We start from the raw sequence: 18809 nt of genomic DNA, 5'->3' as shown, positions 1-18809 counted from the left end.
GGACCTTCCCTTATCCGCAAAGGCCCGCATCACAAAGGCATATGCTGACGCTCAGCGGCGGAGCGCGACCCTGTCGATCAGCTCCAGCCAGGCGGGAACCCCGGTTCGCCGCCCGTCATAGCGGGGAACCACAGTCTCGCGCGCCGCCTTGCGCATCGCCGCGAAGGCCTGCGGCTCGCGCACCGCGCGCACCATCGCGGCGGTCAGCGCGGGGATATCGAAGAAATCGCAGAGCACACCATTGGCACCATGCTGGACCAGTTCGCGGACCGGAGCGGTATCGGACCCGATGATCAGGCATTCGCAGGCCATCGCCTCCAGCAGGGACCAGCTCAGCACGAACGGATAGGTATAATAGACGTGCCCCCAGGAGATGGACAGCGCATCGACCATCCGGCTGTGCTCGACCCTGCCCAGGAAATGGACCCTCGACAGATCGAGGCGATCACCGACCTCGGCCAGCATCCGGTCCTTCCACTCCTGACCATCGGGCAGGGGCCCGCCATAGGAGACGCCTTTCTCCTCCCCGATCAGCACGACCTGTGCTTCCGGGCAGGCGGCCAGAAATTCGGGCAGTGCGCGCATGAACACATGGAAACCGCGCAACCGTTCGAAGCGGCGGTTGATGAAGGTGATGACCGGCGTGGAGCCGTCGAGCCTTGCGCCATTCGGCAGTTCCAGCACCGCGCCGGGCCGCCGTTTCGCCCGGTCGGTATCGACCCCTTCGTGGATCGTCTCGATCAGCGGCTGGAGCAGCGGGGGCAGGAGGCCCGCTTGGAAACGCGTCGGACAGACGATGCGATCGGCATTGGCATAGGCCAGCATCACCGTGGCGTTCTTCGCATTGATGCGCAGATCACTGCCGAGGCTCGGCTGGTCGAACTCCGGATCGAAATCCGAATCGAGGCCGCGCGCCTTGTAATAAAGCTCGCCGAACAGCAGCTGCGGAACGTCGGGGAAGATGGTGCGCAGGTGCAGCGTCTCGCCCCAGGCGGGGTGGGCGACAATGACGTCGGGGGCGAAGCCATGTTTCTGAAGCGTCAGCGCCGCGCGGGCCGCGCCGGTCGCGCGGATCAGGTCCGCCTCGGCCCGCACCGCCTGATAATAGATTCCCGGCGTCGTGCCCTTCTCGGCCGACCATTGGGCGACCATGACGCCTTCCATCTGGCGCGCGGTGGGCCCACCGATCGCCGCGACCTGATCGCCCCGCGCCAGCAGCGCCTGGGCAATCTGGCCGAACTGACCGGGGAAATTCTGGTGAACGATCAGAACCCGGCGGTTCGGCATCGAAGCATATCCGTTGACATGGCCTGGGGTTAGCCGCGTCCCCACGCTTTGGCTAGGCCATCGCTCAGATCAGAGCTGGAACGCGAAGCGCTTCTCGATCACCGGCTTGCCGGCACGGGTGACGACATAGTGCGCGCCATAGCGGCCCACCGGCCAGCCTGCGGCTGGGCGCTTCTTGCCGGCGAAGATCAGCCATTGCGCCTTGTCCCGGTCGAGCGGCGGCGCCCGGTTGTCGCCGATCAGCGAACCGTCCGGAGCGGTAACGGTGAGCCGCTGGAGATCGCCGCCGCGCAGGCCGATCGCCTGGACGAAGGCGACGAGCGCCGGCGCGTCACGCGTCGGGCGCGGCTGCTGGGCCGATCCGTTCTCCAGCGCGGCGGCAAGCGATACCGGCCCGGCGGCGAAGCCCGCGTTCAGCACCTCGCCGGCGCGGTAGGCATTGCCGAGCCCGGCCGTAGCCGCCCACAGGCTGCGACCTGCCCCACAGCGGCCGGGCGCCGCACCGAAGGCGAAGGGCGCCACCACCGCGCCGTCCTTTCGCACGGTGAAATGGAGGTGCGGATATTCGCTGTTGCCCGACAGGCCGACCTTGCCGATCGCCATACCGGCCTTCACCGCCTGCCCCGGCTTCACGGCGATACTTCCCTTCGCCATATGGCAATATTGGGTCTCGAAGCCGCCGGCATGGCCGATCACGACGCCATTGCCGCATTCCATGTTGGCGACCGACGCTGCGCCCGCCTCCTTCACCGACACGTCGGCGACGCCATCGCGGCCGCGCAGCACCGTCCCGTCGGCAGCGGCCAGCACCGCCACGCCGCGGCGCTGCCGGGCCATGCTGGTAAGGCGGAAATCGACCCCATTGTGCTTGTCATAGGTGCGGCCACCGCAGCGATAGTCGCTCGCCCTGGCCGAGGGATCGAGATCGACATAGTTCTGGATCGCGCAATCCTGCCCCAGCTTGCAGGCAATCGGCTGGATGAAAGCCGGCACCGAGCTGTCCGCACCAAGCAGCAGCGGAAGTGCCAGCAGGGACAGGAGCACGGGTTTCAACGGCCTCTCCTCAAACGTCGCCCCGGCGGAGGCCCTAGCGTCGATAAGCCTCGAGCCGGCCCACCAGTTCCGGCGCATTGCGCGCGACCACGCGCTGGTCCCACACATGTGCCTCCACCGCCGCCGCGCGCGCCGCCGCAGCTTCCTTGTTGTCGATGATCTCGCGCATCATCATCAGCCAGTCGTCCGGGCCCGAGAAGAAAGCCTCGCTCCCGAGTACCGGATCGGCCCGATAGGCCGGGCCGTCGCTGAGCAGGGGAAGGATGCCGAGCGCCGCATAATCCAGTGCCTTAATGTCGGATTTGCAGCGGTTGAAATCATTGTCGGCGAGCGGAGCCAGTCCCAGGTCAAACGGCCCCTGCTCGCGCAGCCAGCGCACGAAGCGCGGATAGCTGACCGCCCCGGCCGGCAGCGCCAGCCGGTGCAGCCAGGGCGCGGGGGCAATATCGGGATCGATGCCGATCACGGTAACATCGAACGCATCCCCGCGCTCGGCATGAAGCTGGTCCAGCGCGGGTCGAATCAGCGCGAAATCGGGCCCGTGGGTGTGGGTGCCCATATAGAGCATCCGGACCCTCGATCCGCTGAAGGGGCGCGGGCGCTGCCTGCGCCAGTCGCGCCACAGCCGGGGATCGATCGCATTGGCGACGATCACGCTGCGCGGGGCGAGCGGCGCATAGGCCCGGGCCAGTTCCTCGGTGGAGAACCATGTCTCGGCCGCGGCCGCCACCAGCCGGTCGAGCGCGGCGTTGAGCGGGCGATAGAGATCATGTTCGGGATGTTCGGGCCCGATCAGCGTGAAGGCGTCATCGACATCGACGACCAGCGCCGCGTCCATCGCGCCCAGCTGCCGCACCAGCGCATCGACCGCACCTATCGTCGGCAGCGCGGTGCGCTGGACGATGCAGACGTCGCAGTCCGGCAGCGGATCGCCTGGGGCGCCCAGGGTCAGACGCAGGCGCCCCGCCACGCTCTCGTCGCTCAGCGGCGCGACGAGGCGGATATAGGCCGAGCTTTGCGGGCCAATCGCGCTGTGCTTCGCGATAATATGGACGGCGAGGCGATTGTCGAAATCGGGCGCTTCGGCGGGGACCGGCGAGGGCAGGCCCAATATCGCGAAGGCATCGGCGATGAAGGTTCGCGCCCGGGCATCGAAGCTGTGTTCGGCATGGATATAGTCGGCGGCCAGCTGCGCCGCGCCGCGATCGCGCGGAGCCGCGAGCAGTTCGTCGACCGCCATGCGAAGTTCGGCCGGGCCGGAAACCTGCCTCACCGCATCACCGAACACCGACGCCATCGACGGGATCGGATCGGAGACCGCCCTGCCCCCGGCGCCCACCACGTCGAACAGCCGGTTCGACAGCAGACCGAAGGCGCGCATCGATTCCCAATGGTCGTTGAGCACGACGCCCGCCCCGGCATAGAGCGCGCCCAGCTCGCGATTGTCGACATTGGTGGCCTTGATCAGGCCGTCGGGCACCCGCCCGTCCCAGCCTCCGCCATAGATGGCGGGCGCGCGATCGGCCTGGATCGCCCAGTTCACGATCTCGCGGTCGATCCCGCGCGAATTGCCGACGAAAACGATGTCGGGCGCCGCCGGCGGATCGGCCAGCGGGTGGAAGCGCCCGGGATCGGTCGCCTGCAGCATCGGCACCACCGGCGGGCGGACGATATGCTCGACCAGCGCGGCGGTGGAGGCGGAGGCGGCATAGACCCGGCTGTAGCGGTCCATCTCGTCGAAACCGACCTGGTCGGGATGGCTGATGTTCCACAGGAAGGCCATCTGGCCGGGACGCGGCTCATAGCCGATCAGTCCGCGCAGCACGATCACCAGATCCTCGCTGGCGATCGAATGGCCGTGCCACTTCCCCCGGAAGTCGATCCGCGCCTTGTGTCCGAGCTTCTCGATCGCCGCCGCAAGGCTCTCGGCGAAGTGGAAATCGCCCCAGGCGGCCTTCTCCTCCTCGGGCGCGGCGATCTTGATCGCGACGTTGAGCTTCAGCTGCGCGGCCAGTTCGTGCGCATCGCGGCCGGTCGGCAGGCCTGTCCGGTTCTTGGTGCGGACCAGCGCCTGGAAGGCCGCAGGCTGGCTGACGGTGATGCGGCCGGCATCGCTCTTTGCGTCATGATATTCGCAGCCGACAAAGGGCGCATAGCCTACCGGGCGGCCCTTGGCGTAGCGCAGGATCAGGTCCCAATCGACCATGCGCCGGAGGTTGGTGTCGAACAGCCCCAGTTCACCGGTGAGCGCGCGGCGGTGGCAGAAGGCGTTGAGGTCAATATAATTTTCGGCGAGGCATGCTTCCCAGTCGAAATCGTCGCCGCGATAACCGGTGAGCTGGTTGAGTTCGTCGCGAAGCGCGATCCCCGAATAGGCGCAGTCGAGCCCTTCGGAGACCATGAACAGCGCCATCACGTCGAGGAACCAGCTCTTCCAGCTATTGTCGCTGTCGAGATAGGCGACGATTTCGCCGGTCGCGGCCTCCAGCCCCAGATTGCGCGCCGCGCTGACGCCGCCATGCGAGCCGAGGATCACCTTGACCCTGGGATCGCTGGCGAAGGCGGCCGCGATCTCGGCGGTGCCGTCGCTCGATCCGTCGTCGACCACCAGCAGTTCGAATTTCGCGTGGCTCTGCGCCAGTACCGATCGGATCGCGGCGGCGATGCGATCGGCTCGATTCCAGGCCGGCATAATCACGCTGATCAGCGTCTCGTCGGCCTTGCGACGGACATCCGCCGACACATTGGCCATCGCGCGCAGGAAGGCTTCCTCGCTGGCAATGTCGAAATGGCGATAATAGCGGCGCGGCCGCTCATCCGATGTCTCATAGCGCGGCCGGCTGACCGGGATCGCCACCCGCCCCTCGACCGCCCCCACCTCCAGATAGTGGCGCAGCGGATCGCCAGCCACATCGTCATGGGACTTGCGGTAGAAGACGCCGTCGAACAGCGGGCCGGTCGATCGGCCCTCGGCCGCGCCATGGTGGATATAATGGTGCAGCGGCAGCATTCCCGCCGCATGCACGTCGGCGTGGATCGAATTGTACCAGCTCGACGAGAAATAGAGGTTTGGATCCAGCGCATCGGCCTCGCGGCCATGGCGGATATAGTCGATCAGCGGATTATGGCTGGCGATCAGCGCGGCCAGTGCATCATCGACCGGGCCGACGCCCAGCCCCGCCACATCGACCAAGGTCTGGATCACGGGCTCGTGGGATGGTGCGCCCGGCGCCTGGATCAGCTCGATCCGCCCATTCTCGACCAGCCCGATCCTGCCGCCCAATGCGAGCGGGGCCAGGCCAAACAGCCGCTCGACCGCATGGCCGAGCGCCCCGTCACGATCCTGATTGGGCGAAGCGTCGTGGAAATCGGCGAGCGCGGCGACCTTTTCCAGCAATGTCCGCCGCGCCCAGAAGAAAGTGCCGGCGAAGAAGCCCCAGTCGGCGGGCGGATAAGCCGGCGCGACGAGGAGCGGCGCCAGATCCGACAGCAGCTCGGCATTGCGGAACAGATGGCTGGCGACCGACTTGTAGAGCGGCTTCGCCCCCAGCAGCGACAGATCGGGAGTGGCATCGAACGCCGCGACGATCGCGTCGACCAGCGCCCCGTCGGCGATCATCCCGTCATAGGCCAGCCGGCGCCATTCGGGCGCATAGCCGGACCCGCCCTTCTTGGTGTGGAGCTTGCCGATCAGGTCATAGCCGCGCGTCGCCAGCAGCGGCAGCAATTCGAACAGCGGGCCGATATCCCAGCCACGATTGGCGACGGGAACGATCTCGGCCTTGCGCGGCAGGCGGTCGAGCGCGGCCACCACGCTCTCATCCAGCGCGACGCTGTGGGTAACGAAGATGTCCACCCGGTCGCCGAGCGCCGCAACCCGATCGATCAGCTCGACCGCGACCTCGGGGTAGAAAAGATGGAGGACCAGCGCCGCCTTCATGGCCGAGCGCCCCCGGCGGCCAGCCGCCGCGCCATCTGACGCGCGTAGAAGCCGGTGTCGAACAGCGGGTTGGGATTATAGCCCTTCGCCGCACCGACAGTCAGATAATGCTCGATCGGATCAAGCCCGCTGCTGGCCGCGTCAGGATAGGTCTCCAGATACCAGCCGATGTCGAACAACCCGCTGTCGCGGATCATCGCCACCGCCTCCGCCTGCTCCGGGGTCGGCGTCGGCATCGACTGGGCGGGCGGCGCAATCGCGGGGAGCGGCTCGGGCGCGGCCGGGGCGGCATCGCCCTCGCCGGAGCGGCGGTGACGAAGCTCGTCATGGATGATGTCGTCGGCGAGCCAGGGCAGCGCTTCCAGCCGGGTATAGGCGGTATCGAGCACGGCGCGGGTCTCGGCATCGTCGCGCTCGGTCAGCGCCCAGAGGCCGTCGCGCACGGCATCGACGATCCCGGCGAGTGGCTCTTCCAGTCCCGAGGGTTCATCCTCGCCATGGTGGCGGAGCGCCGGATCGAGAAAGGCATCGATCGCCGCCGCCGTGTCGCCCTCGGGCAGCATGCCCCCGGTCAAAGGCAGAAGCTTTGCGGCAGCATAGCGCCATTGCGCCAGCATCGCCTCGAACGACACCACGGCGCGGGCAAGCCCCCGGGTCGCGCGCTCGGCATCGATCATGTGGCGCAGCCAGAGCAGTTGGGCGAAGGCCATGGTGGTGCCGTCGCGGCTGGCGATCGAACGGGCGACCGCCTGCGGGCTGCGCAGCATCAGCACCGCGCGGCTGGCGACGCCATGCTCGGCCAGCGTCTCGACGATGGTGGGCACGAAGCGGCACTGGCGCGGGTCCTTGATCGCCATCAGCGGCGCTTCGCCGAACGCGGCGGTGACAGCCTCCCAGATCCGGTCCTTGCGCGATCGCAGCGCGGATGGTTCCAGCCGCGACAGATCGAGCGGACGCGGATCAAACCAGCTCGACCGCGCGACCCGCAGCAGCTGGTCGTCGGCCTTCACGATCGCGGCCGATTCCCAATAGCCTTTGGCATTATCGCTATGCGCTTCGATCGCGTCTCGGGGCAGCGCCGCACCTAGATAGCCAAGCAGCCGGGCGAGCGCCGAGGTGCCGCTCCGGTGCATGCCCAGCACCAGGATGGCGATCCGCGCCTTTCGCATGTCGGGCTGCCCCAAACTCTTCTCCACTGCCTTGGCGGCGACGGTTAGCCGCTCGTCAGGCTTCGGGCAACGGCTAGCCGCCGCCGCGATATCGCGATAGTCAGGCGCGATGCAGGATCCATCGCGGTTCGAACCCGTCACCGACACCAATTTCGTCGAAGAGCTGTATCTGGCGGCCAACCCGGATGTCGCGCGCCATGTCGCGGCGGGCGGTGATGCCTGGCGGCATTTCGAGCGGCACGGCCGCAACGAGGGCCGCAAGCAGCTTACCCGCGCCGCCGCCGGCCTGCCCGGCACCCGCGCCGAGGCCAAATATGCCCGCTTCGCGCCGCTGCTCGACGCATCGTGCGGGGCCGGCGGAAACTTCCGCTTCCTCGGCGGCCCGGAAAGCTTCCCGGTCGCCTATGGTGCCGCCGCGCACGACCTGGCCGATTATGATGACGAGTCTGCCAATCCCGGCCTGCGCGATTTCGTCGAGACGGTGCGCGCCAACCCCGACAAGCTCTATCTCGACGTCGGCTGCGGCCGGCGCAGCCGGACCTTCGACAATTGCCTATATCTGGAAGTCTATCCCTCGGTCAGCGCCGATCTGATCATCGAGCCCGCCTGCCGCTATCCGGTCGCCGACGCCTCGCTGGACGGGATCGGCTGCTTCGCGGTGATGGAGCATATGGAGGAACCCTGGATCGCGGCGCAGGAATTCCTGCGGATGCTCAAGCCCGGCGGGATGGTGTTCATCGACTATCCCTTCCTGGTGCCGGTCCACGGCTATCCTTCGCATTATTACAACGCGACGCGCGAAGGGCTGGCGCAGCTGTTCGACCGGGGTTTCGAGCGGGTGAAGCTGGCGACCGAGGCCAACCAGACCCCTGATCATGCGCTCCACTGGCAGCTCAACGGTCTTGCCGAAGCGTTGACCGATGACGGTCTGCGCGAAGAACTGAAGGCGATGAGCGTCGCGCAGTTGATGGCCGAGGCGCCGGGCGGCGCTTTCTGGCAGCGGGTGCTGGCAACGGTCCCGGAAGCCGCGATCAGCACTTACGCGGCGGGCAACACGCTGATCGCGCGGAAACTATAGACGCCAACGACCGCGTTCACTCGCCCTCGTCGAGCAGCGCCTCGTCGCACATAACCTGCACCCACTCCTTCGCGGCATCGATCGTCGCGTCGCGCGCCTCAGGCGCGGCGGAGGCGGCTGGCCCCGGCAGGTCGATGCCGGCGGCATGGCGCAGGAACACCGACATGACCTGCGCGACGCCCTCCTCGGTCACGTTGCGCATGTTCTCGGCAAAATAGCGGGCGGCGGCGGGGGCGCCCATGATGATCTCGTAGGACGGGAAGTAGAACACACCCTCATGATCCTCGGCGATTTCCTGCGCGGCGGCGCGGAGCGCGGATTTCGAATAGGTGGTGGCGGCAAGCACATGGTTGCCGCTCGCGGTCGCGACCAGCGGGACGGGAGAGACGGTGAGGATGATCCGCGCCTTCGGATTCACGCCGCGCAGGGCCGTGATGAAGGCGGAAAGGTCCTCGGTCACCTCGCCCACCCGGAAATTGTGGAAGGCGTGCCGCTCCGGATCGAAGGTCCCGCCCGAGACACCGGGGCACACCGGATAGACCGCGCCGTCGATCCGCGATTCCCAACCCTCGGTCAGACCGAGGGTGAACACGAAGATGTCGAGCGTCTCGAACATCTCGCGGACCCGGGCGAAGTGATGCGCGCGATCGGCCAGCAGCTCGGCCTCGCTCGCAAAGCCACCGGGCTCGATCGTCGGACGGAAGGCGTCGACCAGCCCGCTGTCGCCCTCCGGCGCGCGCCAGATCGCCTCGGCGGGGGAGAAACGGCCATAGGCGCGCTCGAACAGCTGGAGCAGCTGGCGCGCGGTGTAGATATTGCCGTAGCGCGCGCTGTAGAGGCCGTAGCCATGGCGTTCGGCCACCGCCGCCGGGACGATCGGGTGCGCGGTCTCGCTCACCATATAGTTGAAGCCGCTGCGCTTCAGGTAGCGGGCGATATTCTGCGCGAAGCAGCTGCCTGCAGTCGCCACCTTGTCCTCGCGCCCCAGCGACAGGAAGCCCCCCGCCAGCGGATCGATCGCCGGCCCCTTCCCCGCGACGGCGCGGCGCCAGAAGGCGGCCTCTGGCAGGCTGCGATAGGGATGATCGCTCATAGCTCCTCCAACTGACGGATCACCGCCTCGCCATAGGCCTCGTTGCCATGGGTGGCGTCGCCCGCATGGTCGAGCCGCAGGAAACCCCGTTCGTCCCGAGCTTCCGCCGGCACCGGCAGGAAGGCGATGCCGAGTTCGGCGCAATAGCGCGCGACGATGCGCGAATGGAGCCGCCAGATCTTGTAGCGCAGCGCGGCCGGCGCAACGCCGAGATCGGCCAGCCCGCGATCCTTGAAATAGGCGTCGGCCTGGGCCGCGATCCAGCCGCTGTCGGCGACCGGCGGCGGCGATTCGAGCTGGATGACCTCGCCGGCGATCCGCTTGAGCTCGCTCAGGCGCAGCCGGTCGCGCACCAGCCCCTCCTCCAGCGCCGCGCGCACCTGCGCTTCGGTGACCGGCTCGGCCTCGGGATCTAGTGGCGGGCCGTCCTCGTCGGACAGCAGGAAGTCATAGGGCCGCGGATGGCGGATCAGCGCGAAGCCGTTGTGGACATTGCCGCCGCTGGCAGAGGCGACCAGCGGGGCGTTGCGGGCGATCTGGTCACGGATCGCCTCCTCCAGCGCCGGGGTGAAGCCCTCCCCTTCCACTTCGGGTGCATATTGCGGCTCCATCGTGTGGATCACACGGGTGCGCAGCCTTTCGGGATCGGCCTCGCGCCGCGTCTTCGCGGCGGAGCGGATCGCGGCGATGTGGCTCTGGCCGATGACGAGGATCGACTTGCTCATGGCACGACCTTCACCCGCGCCAATTCCCCGGCACCGTCAAATGGCGAGATCACCACCTCCACCTCGCCGGCGCCCCGCGCCGCGTCGATCAGGTCGGACCGGGGAATGGCGAAGGAGAAGCCATGGCGCCCGTCGCCGACGCCATGCGGCACCAGATCGGGCCGGTCGTTCCCCGCGACGCCCACGCCCAGCGACTGGCCCCGCACCCGGGCTTCCAGCGCGACCTGCGCCGCCGGCCAGTCGGGCGCATAGGCCCAGCCGCCGAAGCCGACCGCCTTGGCCGCCCCCTCCACCCCGTCGAGATGCCCGATCAGCCGTGGCGGATCATGCGGAGCGAGCGTGACAGAGGGCACCCCGTCCGACTCGGCCGCGCCGATCTTCACCGGGCGGCCCAGCCCGCGTTCCTGGACGATCGCGATCATCAGGCCAAGCATGCTGATCCCGTCGAAATAGTCCAGCCGGCGATGGTGCAGCCGATCGACCAGCGCCTCCCGGTTGATCGACCGCCACAGCGCGAGATCCCCATGCGCCGCCACCTCGGCCGCCAGGGCGGCGCGGATCGAAGCATTGCTGTTGAGCGAATATTGCCAGTTGCCGAAAGCGGGCGGCGCTCCGGCGGCGGGAAGCACCGGGGCGACATAGGGCGCATCCGGGCCGAGCGCGGGATCCCAGCTCTGGAAGGCGAAGGGCTGCGCCAGCAGCACGGGCGCGCAGCGGCTGATGATCAGCCAGTGAAGCAACTCGTGCTTGCGCTCCTCGGGGGTCAGCTGGAAGGCGAGGCGGAGCAGCGCCGGAGCCCCGAGCGGCACCACCGGCTGGCGTTCGAACGACTTGATCGCCCGGATCGCGCCGAGCCAGTTGGGCAGCCGGTTGCGATAGTAGAAGAGGTCGGGCAGGTCGCCCTCGCGCGCGCCCTGTGCGCGGGCCTCGTCCATCTGCACCGCAAGCTCGCCCTCGATCGCGGCGCGGGCCTCGGGATGGAGCAGTCCCATGGGGTCGAACGGCGCCTGGAGCCGCACCATCGCCACCGGATCGAGCGGCCCTTCGGGCAGCGGCTTCTTCGAATAGGCCTTGAGCACCTCGCCCATATGGCCGCTGATGAGGGTATCGGCGGCGATACGCGTGCCCAGGATCAGATCCCAGCCGCCGACCATATGGTCGCTCTGCCAGGCCTGCGCCGCGACCGTGTCGAAGAAGCGCCGGCCGCTCCACACCGCCGCGTCATCGCTGCCATGCGGCGCCTCACGCCGGTGCGGCAGGCCCAGCGCCGCTGCTATTCCGGCGCCGGCCACCACATCGGGATGGCCGGCATAGCCCCGGGTGAACAGGCGAAGCCGGTCGCGCAGCCCTGCCGCCAGACACAGCGCCAGCACCACCCGGCTGTCCTTGCCGCCGGTGATCGGCAGGTCGACCGGCCCGTCCGCAGGGATGCCGAGCCGGATCGCCGCCTGCGCCTGGGCGATTCCCTCGTCGAGCAGCGGATCGAGCGCCGGGTGGAATCCGCGCGGGCGATCAAGGCGGACGATCGGATCCGCCATCGCGTCGATCGCCATCCCCTCAGCCGCGAAGCGCAGCACCCGTTCCTGGGCAAGCTGGCGAACCGCCCGATAGGCCGTCGCGGTGCCGACACGATAGCCGATCGCGGCCAGCCAGCGTTGACCGGCCGGATCGGGCGCCGCATCGTCCAGCACGGTCGCCGCCAGCGATGCGCGATTGGCGACCACCGGCGCGCCGTCGGCAGCGTGGAAAAGCTGGTGCAGACCGGGCCGGTCCGAAAAGGCGACGAGGCTTCCATCCGGCAGCAGCCGCACCACCGCATATTCGCCCATGACATCGCCGGGCAGCATCGCCCCCGGCCGATCGAGCAGGGCCGCGACTGCGGCGGCATCGAGCAATTCGGGCACGGTGCCGCGCATCCGCCAGATCAGGCCGTGGATGACGCAAGCCCCCTGTCCGGGCGCCTGCCAGACCTGCGCTTCGGGCGTGTAGAAATGCGTCCGGGTGGCATAAGCCACGAAGTGCCAGCGCCACGCCGGCCCGCCGGCTTCGCCCCGTGTCACCCGATCAGGGGCGATATGCGCGGCGCCATCGAGCAGGGCATGGAGTTGCCCCGCCGGGCGCCCCGCCGCTGCCCCCTCCCGCCAGAAGACAAATAAGGCCATCGCCGCCGCCTTACCGCCTATCGGCGCCGCTGGGAATCACCCGCGACTCGCCCCGCGCGGCCATGCTGCCACCATCCCCGGCCGGCCCGCCGACGGGGGCCGGAATCGGCTGGAAAGACTTTGATAAGAAAAGGAAATTATCAGTGCCGCAAAAATGAATAACCCGGCTTTTAAGGGCCGGGTTATTCGCTGGAGGATTCTGACTAATGACCCGTCCGGTTTAGACCATCAGCCCGACAAAGCAAGCCGAAAGCGCACTTTGAGGACAAACTTTCGTCCAATTCTTCCGGGCGCGGCTGCGCTCGATATCCGGAGGGCGGCCGGGCGACCTTGCTCCGATCTTCGGCACTACGATCCTGGATTGGTACGGGTGGTCGGACTCGAACCGACATTCTGTTGCCAGAGGCGGATTTTGAATCCGCTGCGTCTACCAATTCCGCCACACCCGCGCGCCATCGGGCACGAAAAACGCCCCGAGCGAAGCCGCCTATAGGTCGGGCGCCGGGAAATTGCCAGATGCCAAACGGGGGGCCCGCGCTGTTCCCCCCACCGCCCCTCGCGCAGGCGGATCAGCGGGCCGGGCACGTCGCCATTGGGCCGATCGCGGGGCTCGTTCGGCCCTCGACTGTCATCACCTGGTGGGTGAGGCAAGCGCGGCGCGCGCGATCTCCTCATAGATGTCGGCCAGGGCGTGCAGATCGGGCACGGCCACCGCCTCGTCCAGCTTGTGCATCGTCGCGTTGCACAGCCCGAACTCCACGACAGGGCAGATGCGCGACAGGAAGCGCGCATCGGATGTGCCGCCGGTCGTAGAAAATTCGGGGGTCAGCCCCGTCACCTTGCCGATCGCCGCCGATATCAGCGCCGACAATTCGCCCGGCGGGGTGATGAAGCTTTCGCCCGAGACCACCCCACGAACCGTCGCGACCGGCGCATGCTCGGCGACGGTGCGGCGGACCAGTTCGATCAGGTCGGCGCCGCTGTGCTCGTCATTGAAGCGGATATTGATGCGCGCGCGGGCGACCGCCGGGATGAGGTTGGTGGCGCCATTGCCAACATCGACCGTCGTAATCTCCAGGTTCGAGGGCTGGAACCAGGCATTGCCGTCGTCGAGATGCAACGCTGCGAGTGCGTCGAGCGCCTTGACCAGCGCCGGGATCGGGTTGGCGGCGAGATGCGGATAGGCGACATGCCCCTGCGTTCCCGCATTCTCGATCCAGATGTTGACCGAACCGCGCCGGCCGATCTTGACCATGTCGCCGAGGCGATGCGTCGAGGTTGGCTCGCCGACCAGGCAGAGATCGGGACGGATGCCGCGCGCATCCATCCAGTCGATCAGGGCGACGGTGCCATGGGTGGCGGGCCCCTCCTCGTCACCGGTGATGATCAGGCTGATCGTGCCCGTCTGCTGTTCTATCCGCGCGGCCGCCGCGATGAAGGCGGCGATCGCCCCCTTCATGTCGACCGCGCCGCGCCCATGAAGCAGCTCGCCGCGTATTTCGGGGATGAACGGATCGCTGTGCCAGCCCTCGCCCGGCGGCACGACGTCGCTATGCCCCGCAAAGGCGAAGTGCGGGCCGCCGCTGCCCCGGATCGCGAAGAGATTTTCGATCGGGCCGTCGGGCGGCCCTCCGGCGGCGAAGCGGTGGACGGTGAAGCCGATCCCCTCCAGCGCCTCGGCTATCACCGCCATCGCGCCGGCATCGGCGGGGGTGACGCTGGGACAGGCGATCAGGCGCCGGGTCAGTTCGACGGGGTCGATTGCGTTGGCCATGACGCCCGCCTAGCCTCCCTGCGCTTCCAATGCAAAATACGGAGCCCGACGGTGCCGAAGATCGATCTCGATGCCATTCCGCCGGTCAATGCGACCGGCTATCCCGCCGAATATGCCGATGTGGTCCAGCGGCGCTGGTATCGGCGCCTTGGCCCGGCCACGGGCCTTTCGGAATTCGGCATCAGCCATGTCACGCTGAAGCCGGGCGGATGGTCGGCCCAGCGGCACTGGCATGAGGAGGAGGACGAGTTCGTGGTGATGCTGTCCGGCGAGGCGGTGCTGGTCGACGACAGCGGCCGCACGCCTATGCGCCCCGGCGACTGCGCCTCCTTCCCCAAGGCCGATGGCAACGGCCATTGCCTGATCAACGAGAGCGACGAGGATTGCATGTTCATCGCGGTCGGCCGCCCCGCCGGGGGCCGGGCCCACTATCCCGATATCGACATGGAGTGGGATGGCGCGGCGAAACGGTACACCCGCAGAGACGGCAGCGCCCTTTAATCGGTAGCGCGCTCGAACATCGGGATCACCCAATCCTCGCGTGCCGCGCCTTCGCCCCATTCGACCATGAAGGGATGGGCCCACATCGCCGCGCAATAGTCCGCCGCCAGCGCCGGCAGCGGGATCGAATAGGTCCGGAAGCGCGTGATCACGGGCGCAAACATGATGTCGACCGCACCGAACCTGCCGAACAGATAGTCGCCGCCTTGGCCGAAACGGCGCTTCGCCTGATCCCAGAGCGAGGTGATCCGCGCGACATCGGCCGCCACCTCAGGGGTGAGCGGTTCAGGCGGATAGACCGGTCGGAGGTTCATGCCGTGTTGCGAACGCAGCGCGACATAGCCGGCATGCATTTCCGACGCCATCGACCGGGCCAGCGCACGGGCGGCCTCATCGGCAGGCCAATAACGATCGCGGCCCACCTTGTCGGCCAGATGATCGATGATCGCCAGGCTTTCCCAGACTGGATTTCCGCCATCCCACAGCACGGGCACCTTGCCGTTCGAGGCGGCGAACTCGGGCGCCATGCGCCGCTTCTCCCACGCGGCGTCATAGAGCGGGACGACCTCTTCCTCGAAGGGAAGACCCGACTGCCTGACCGCCAGCCAGCCGCGCAGCGACCAGCTCGAATAGACCTTGTTGCCGATGTAGATCTTGAGGGCCATGGCCAGCGTCTCCCCGGGTGGATCGCCGAGGCTTTAGCCCCAGGAAGGGGGGTCGGCCAAATCAACTATCGGCCGGTCTGGATCAAAGGGGCTTATGAGCGGAGGCCATCGGCTCCTCCCCTGCAAGCGCACGGGAGGAAGGGAAGCTAGTTCCGAATCGCTTCCAGGATCGCCGCGCGCAACTCGGCGATGCCCATGTCCTTCTCGCTCGACGTGACGAGCAGCTTCGGATGGGCGGCGACATGGGTGCGCGCCTCCGCCGCGGTGCGATCAGTGACGGCGGCGAGTTCGCTCGCCTTGATCTTGTCGGCCTTGGTGAGGACGAGGTGATAGGTGACCGCCGCCTTGTCGAGCATCGTCATGATCTCGCGGTCGACATCCTTGATGCCGTGGCGGCTGTCGATCAGCACGAGCGCGCGGCGCAGCACCACCCGGCCGCGCAGATAGTCGTTCACCACATGGCGCCATTTGCGGACCATGTCCTTCGGCGCCTTGGCGAATCCGTAGCCGGGCATGTCGACAAGGCGGAGCACCGGCGTAGCGCCTTCTTCCGGCGCGCCGACATCGAAGAAGTTCAGCTCCTGCGTCCGCCCCGGCGTGTTCGAGGTGCGCGCGAGGCCCACCCGGTTGGTCAGCCGGTTGAGCAAGGAGGACTTGCCCACATTGGACCGCCCGGCGAAGGCGACTTCAGGTGCGTCGGGCTCCGGCAGATAGCGATGGTCGGGCGCCGACTTGAGAAACGAGACCGGCCCCGCGAACAGCTTGCGCGCGGGTTCGATCAAATCCTGTCCGTCAGCCTCGTCGCTCACTTCTTCTTGGCCGCCTTGGCCTCGACCACCGCCGCCGAAGCCGGCGTCTCGGGTATCGGATACTGCCGGTAGAGCCAGGCCTGCTGCGCGATGGTCAGGAAGTTGGAGGTGATCCAGTAGATCAGCAGCCCCGCCGCGAAGGGCGCCATGATGAACATCATGATCCAGGGCATAAGCGCGAAGATCTGCTTCTGCGCATCGTCCATCGGCTGCGGGTTGAGCTTGAACTGCAGCCACATCGAGATGCCGAGCAGGATCGCCAGCACGCCGATGCCCAGGAAGGACGGCGGGGTGAAGTCGAGCAGGCCGAACAGGTTGAGGATGTGGAGCGGGTCGGGCGCGGAAAGATCGCGGATCCATAGCACGAAGGGCTGGTGGCGCATCTCGATCGTCACCATCAGCACCTTGTAGAGCGCATAGAAGACCGGGATCTGCACCAGGATCGGAAGGCAGCCGGCGAGCGGATTGACCTTCTCCTCCTGGTAGAGCTTGAGCAATTCCTGCTGGAGGCGGGGCTTGTCGTCCTTGTGGCGCTCCTGCAGCTCCTTCATCTTCGGCTGGACGCGGCGCATGCCGGCCATCGAGCGGAACTGCTTCTGCGCGATCGGGAACATCAGCCCGCGCACGATGAAGGTCAGAATGATGATCGCGACGCCGAAATTCCCGACCAGCTTGAACACCTGATCGAGCACCCAGAAGATCGGCTTCTCGATCACCTCGAACCAGCCCCAGTCGATCGCGCGACCGAACTGGGCGACCTTCAGATCGGCCTCATAGCGGTCGAGCAGGTTCACCTCCTTGGCGCCCGCGAAGAAGCGCTGGGTGACCGAGCCGGCCTTGCCGGGGGCGATGATGAGGGGGCGGCCGCTGTCGACCGCCTGATAGACCTTCGGCGCCGTCGAGAGGAAACCGGCGTCGACCGGCGCTTTCGGATCGGGGATCAACGCCGTCAGCCAGTATTTGTCGCCGAAGCCGATCCAGCCGCCGGTGCTGGCGAAGCGGATGCCGGCCCGGCCCGCTTCGTCGAGCTTCTCGAAGCTCAGATCATAATTGGCCTTGTCGTTGAACACGCCGATCGGTCCGGTGTGGAGCGTCCAGCTCGACGGGTCCTTGGAGACGCCGTCCTTCGAGATCAGGCCATAGGGCCGCGCCGCGACGGCACCCGCGCCGGTGTTGGCCAGCTTCTGGGTGATCGTGAACATATAGTCGCTGTCGACCGCGATCACGGTTTCGAAGCGCTGGCCGCGCGTATTGGCCCAGCTTAGCGTCACCGGGGTTTGCGGAGTCAGCCGGGTGCCGTTCGCGGTCCAGACGGTGTTGGGGCCGGGCGCATCGACGCCGTCGCCGGTCCAGCCGAAGCCGGCATAATAAGCGGCCGGCGAGCCGGCCGGCGAAAGCAGGCGGATCGGCGGCGAATCCTTTGCCACCGTCTCGCCATAGGCCTTGAACACCAGATCATCGATCCGGGCGCCCTTCAGGTTGATCGTGCCCGCCAGCTTGGGGGTGTCGATCACGATCCTGGGCGTCTCGGCGAGCACCGTGGCGCGGGCGCGAACCGCGCGCGGACCGTCCGCGGCGGGATCGGCGCCGGGCTGGGGAACGACCTTCTCCTGGCCGCCCTCGATCTTCGTGACCGGCGGCTTGGCGACCGGGAAGAATCGGTCGCTCATCGCCTGCCAGCCGAACAGGACGAGCGCCGACAGGACGATCGCGAGGATCAGGTTGCGCTGGTTATCCACCAAAAACTCCCGGAAAACGCAATAAATTCAAGGCACCGGATCATAGCCGGAGCCACCCCAGGGGTGACATCGGCAGATCCGGCGGAGGCCCAGCCACCCGCCTTTGAGCGCGCCATAGCGCGAGACGGCCTCGATCGTATAGGCCGAACAGCTCGGCATGTAGCGACAGGTGGGCGGAAGGATCAGCGAAGGGCCCTTCTGCCAGACCTTCGCGAGCAGGATGATCAGCCGCGCGATCATGATCGCGCTTGGGGCGCCGCCGAGCGCATCACCTTGCCGAGCGCCTTGCGCAGCTCGACGCGCAATTCGGAGAAATCCCGTTCGATCCCGCCTGCGCGTCCGATCAGGACATGATCGGCACCCGCGATCCCCGCTTCGGGAAACAGCTCGCGTGCAAGCGCGCGGAAGCGCCGCTTCATGCGGTTGCGGACCACCGCATTGCCGATCTTCTTGGTGACGGTGATGCCGAGGCGCATGACGGGATCGTCATCGCCCCGAGGCCGGACGAGCAGCACGAAGCCGGGCATGGGCGCCCGCCTGCCGCCATTGGCCGCCAGGAAATCCGCGCGGCGCGACAGCACCGCGTAGGGAGGCTGGCTCAGGCCGACAGCTTCTTGCGGCCGCGCGCGCGGCGGGCGGCCAGCACCTTGCGGCCACCAGGGGTGGCGCTGCGCGAACGGAAGCCATGGCGCCGCTTGCGGACCAGGTTGCTCGGCTGGAAAGTGCGCTTCATCGTCTTTGCCTCAAATCCAAAACAAAAGGGCCGCCGAACCTGCGGCAGCCGCTATCGAGGGGCGCGCTTAAGGAAAAGGCG

Annotated in this window: 16 protein-coding genes and 1 tRNA gene; 2 read left to right on the top strand and 15 right to left on the bottom strand. The window is 67.5% G+C overall.

Annotation, left to right across the window (positions count from 1 at the left end; translation table 11 throughout):
- Window positions 1-51: 51 nt before the first annotated feature.
- From CMV14_RS06200 to CMV14_RS06185, 4 genes are all read right to left on the bottom strand, one after another.
- A complete protein-coding gene (locus CMV14_RS06200) occupies window positions 52-1287 on the bottom strand; it encodes a glycosyltransferase (RefSeq protein WP_066968152.1) in 1236 nt (411 codons plus the stop codon).
- Window positions 1288-1356: 69 nt separating this feature from the next.
- The gene (locus CMV14_RS06195; protein ID WP_238147283.1) at window positions 1357-2331 is read right to left on the bottom strand and encodes a M23 family metallopeptidase; all 975 of its coding nucleotides are present in this window, start codon (window positions 2329-2331) and stop codon (window positions 1357-1359) included.
- A gap of 43 nt (window positions 2332-2374) precedes the next feature.
- Window positions 2375-6280: a glycosyltransferase gene (locus CMV14_RS06190; RefSeq protein ID WP_066968146.1), complete on the bottom strand. Its 3906-nt coding sequence runs from the start codon at window positions 6278-6280 to the stop codon at window positions 2375-2377.
- A complete protein-coding gene (locus CMV14_RS06185; RefSeq protein WP_238147210.1) occupies window positions 6277-7590 on the bottom strand; it encodes a sulfotransferase family protein in 1314 nt (437 codons plus the stop codon). Before CMV14_RS06185 ends, CMV14_RS06190 begins: the two co-directional genes overlap by 4 nt.
- Between CMV14_RS06185 and CMV14_RS06180 the strand changes: the two genes are divergently transcribed.
- Window positions 7559-8527 carry a methyltransferase domain-containing protein gene (locus tag CMV14_RS06180; RefSeq protein WP_066968140.1) on the top strand — a complete coding sequence of 323 codons (969 nt, stop codon included), beginning with the start codon at window positions 7559-7561 and terminating at the stop codon, window positions 8525-8527. The two genes, CMV14_RS06185 and CMV14_RS06180, sit on opposite strands and share 32 nt — an antisense overlap.
- Before the next feature lie 16 nt (window positions 8528-8543).
- Here the strand turns inward: CMV14_RS06180 and CMV14_RS06175 are convergent, their stop codons facing one another.
- From CMV14_RS06175 to dapE, 5 genes are all read right to left on the bottom strand, one after another.
- The gene (locus CMV14_RS06175) at window positions 8544-9620 is read right to left on the bottom strand and encodes a GSCFA domain-containing protein (RefSeq protein ID WP_066968137.1); all 1077 of its coding nucleotides are present in this window, start codon (window positions 9618-9620) and stop codon (window positions 8544-8546) included.
- Window positions 9617-10345 carry a hypothetical protein gene (locus CMV14_RS06170; RefSeq protein ID WP_066968134.1) on the bottom strand — a complete coding sequence of 243 codons (729 nt, stop codon included), beginning with the start codon at window positions 10343-10345 and terminating at the stop codon, window positions 9617-9619. The genes CMV14_RS06175 and CMV14_RS06170 overlap by 4 nt, the downstream gene beginning before the upstream one ends.
- A complete protein-coding gene (locus CMV14_RS06165) occupies window positions 10342-12507 on the bottom strand; it encodes a hypothetical protein (protein WP_066968131.1) in 2166 nt (721 codons plus the stop codon). The genes CMV14_RS06170 and CMV14_RS06165 overlap by 4 nt, the downstream gene beginning before the upstream one ends.
- A gap of 362 nt (window positions 12508-12869) precedes the next feature.
- Window positions 12870-12956: transfer RNA gene (locus CMV14_RS06160), tRNA-Leu, on the bottom strand.
- 182 nt (window positions 12957-13138) lie between these two features.
- Window positions 13139-14281, bottom strand: a complete 1143-nt coding sequence (gene dapE / locus CMV14_RS06155; protein WP_066968128.1) for a succinyl-diaminopimelate desuccinylase — start codon at window positions 14279-14281, stop codon at window positions 13139-13141.
- 51 nt (window positions 14282-14332) lie between these two features.
- Between dapE and CMV14_RS06150 the strand changes: the two genes are divergently transcribed.
- A complete protein-coding gene (locus tag CMV14_RS06150; RefSeq protein ID WP_066968125.1) occupies window positions 14333-14782 on the top strand; it encodes a cupin domain-containing protein in 450 nt (149 codons plus the stop codon).
- On the opposite strand, the gene CMV14_RS06145 is transcribed toward CMV14_RS06150, so the two are convergent.
- From CMV14_RS06145 to rpmH, 6 genes are all read right to left on the bottom strand, one after another.
- Complete coding sequence (locus CMV14_RS06145) at window positions 14779-15447, bottom strand: glutathione S-transferase family protein (protein WP_066968119.1); 669 nt, start codon at window positions 15445-15447, stop codon at window positions 14779-14781. The genes CMV14_RS06150 and CMV14_RS06145 overlap by 4 nt on opposite strands.
- 146 nt (window positions 15448-15593) lie before the next feature.
- Window positions 15594-16256, bottom strand: a complete 663-nt coding sequence (yihA, locus tag CMV14_RS06140; protein WP_066968116.1) for a ribosome biogenesis GTP-binding protein YihA/YsxC — start codon at window positions 16254-16256, stop codon at window positions 15594-15596.
- Window positions 16253-17995, bottom strand: a complete 1743-nt coding sequence (yidC, locus tag CMV14_RS06135) for a membrane protein insertase YidC (protein ID WP_066968114.1) — start codon at window positions 17993-17995, stop codon at window positions 16253-16255. The genes yihA and yidC overlap by 4 nt, the downstream gene beginning before the upstream one ends.
- Window positions 17996-18022: 27 nt before the next feature.
- Window positions 18023-18235: a membrane protein insertion efficiency factor YidD gene (gene yidD / locus CMV14_RS06130; protein WP_066968110.1), complete on the bottom strand. Its 213-nt coding sequence runs from the start codon at window positions 18233-18235 to the stop codon at window positions 18023-18025.
- The gene (rnpA, locus tag CMV14_RS06125; protein WP_238147209.1) at window positions 18232-18522 is read right to left on the bottom strand and encodes a ribonuclease P protein component; all 291 of its coding nucleotides are present in this window, start codon (window positions 18520-18522) and stop codon (window positions 18232-18234) included. The genes yidD and rnpA overlap by 4 nt, the downstream gene beginning before the upstream one ends.
- A gap of 71 nt (window positions 18523-18593) precedes the next feature.
- The gene (rpmH, locus tag CMV14_RS06120) at window positions 18594-18728 is read right to left on the bottom strand and encodes a 50S ribosomal protein L34 (RefSeq protein ID WP_012049799.1); all 135 of its coding nucleotides are present in this window, start codon (window positions 18726-18728) and stop codon (window positions 18594-18596) included.
- Window positions 18729-18809 lie beyond the last annotated feature (81 nt).

Source organism: Rhizorhabdus dicambivorans, assembly GCF_002355275.1.
Classification (GTDB): Bacteria; Pseudomonadota; Alphaproteobacteria; order Sphingomonadales; family Sphingomonadaceae; genus Rhizorhabdus; species Rhizorhabdus dicambivorans.
The sequence above is the reverse complement of the archived record's forward strand: the minus strand, read 5'-3'. Positions and strand labels throughout refer to the sequence as shown.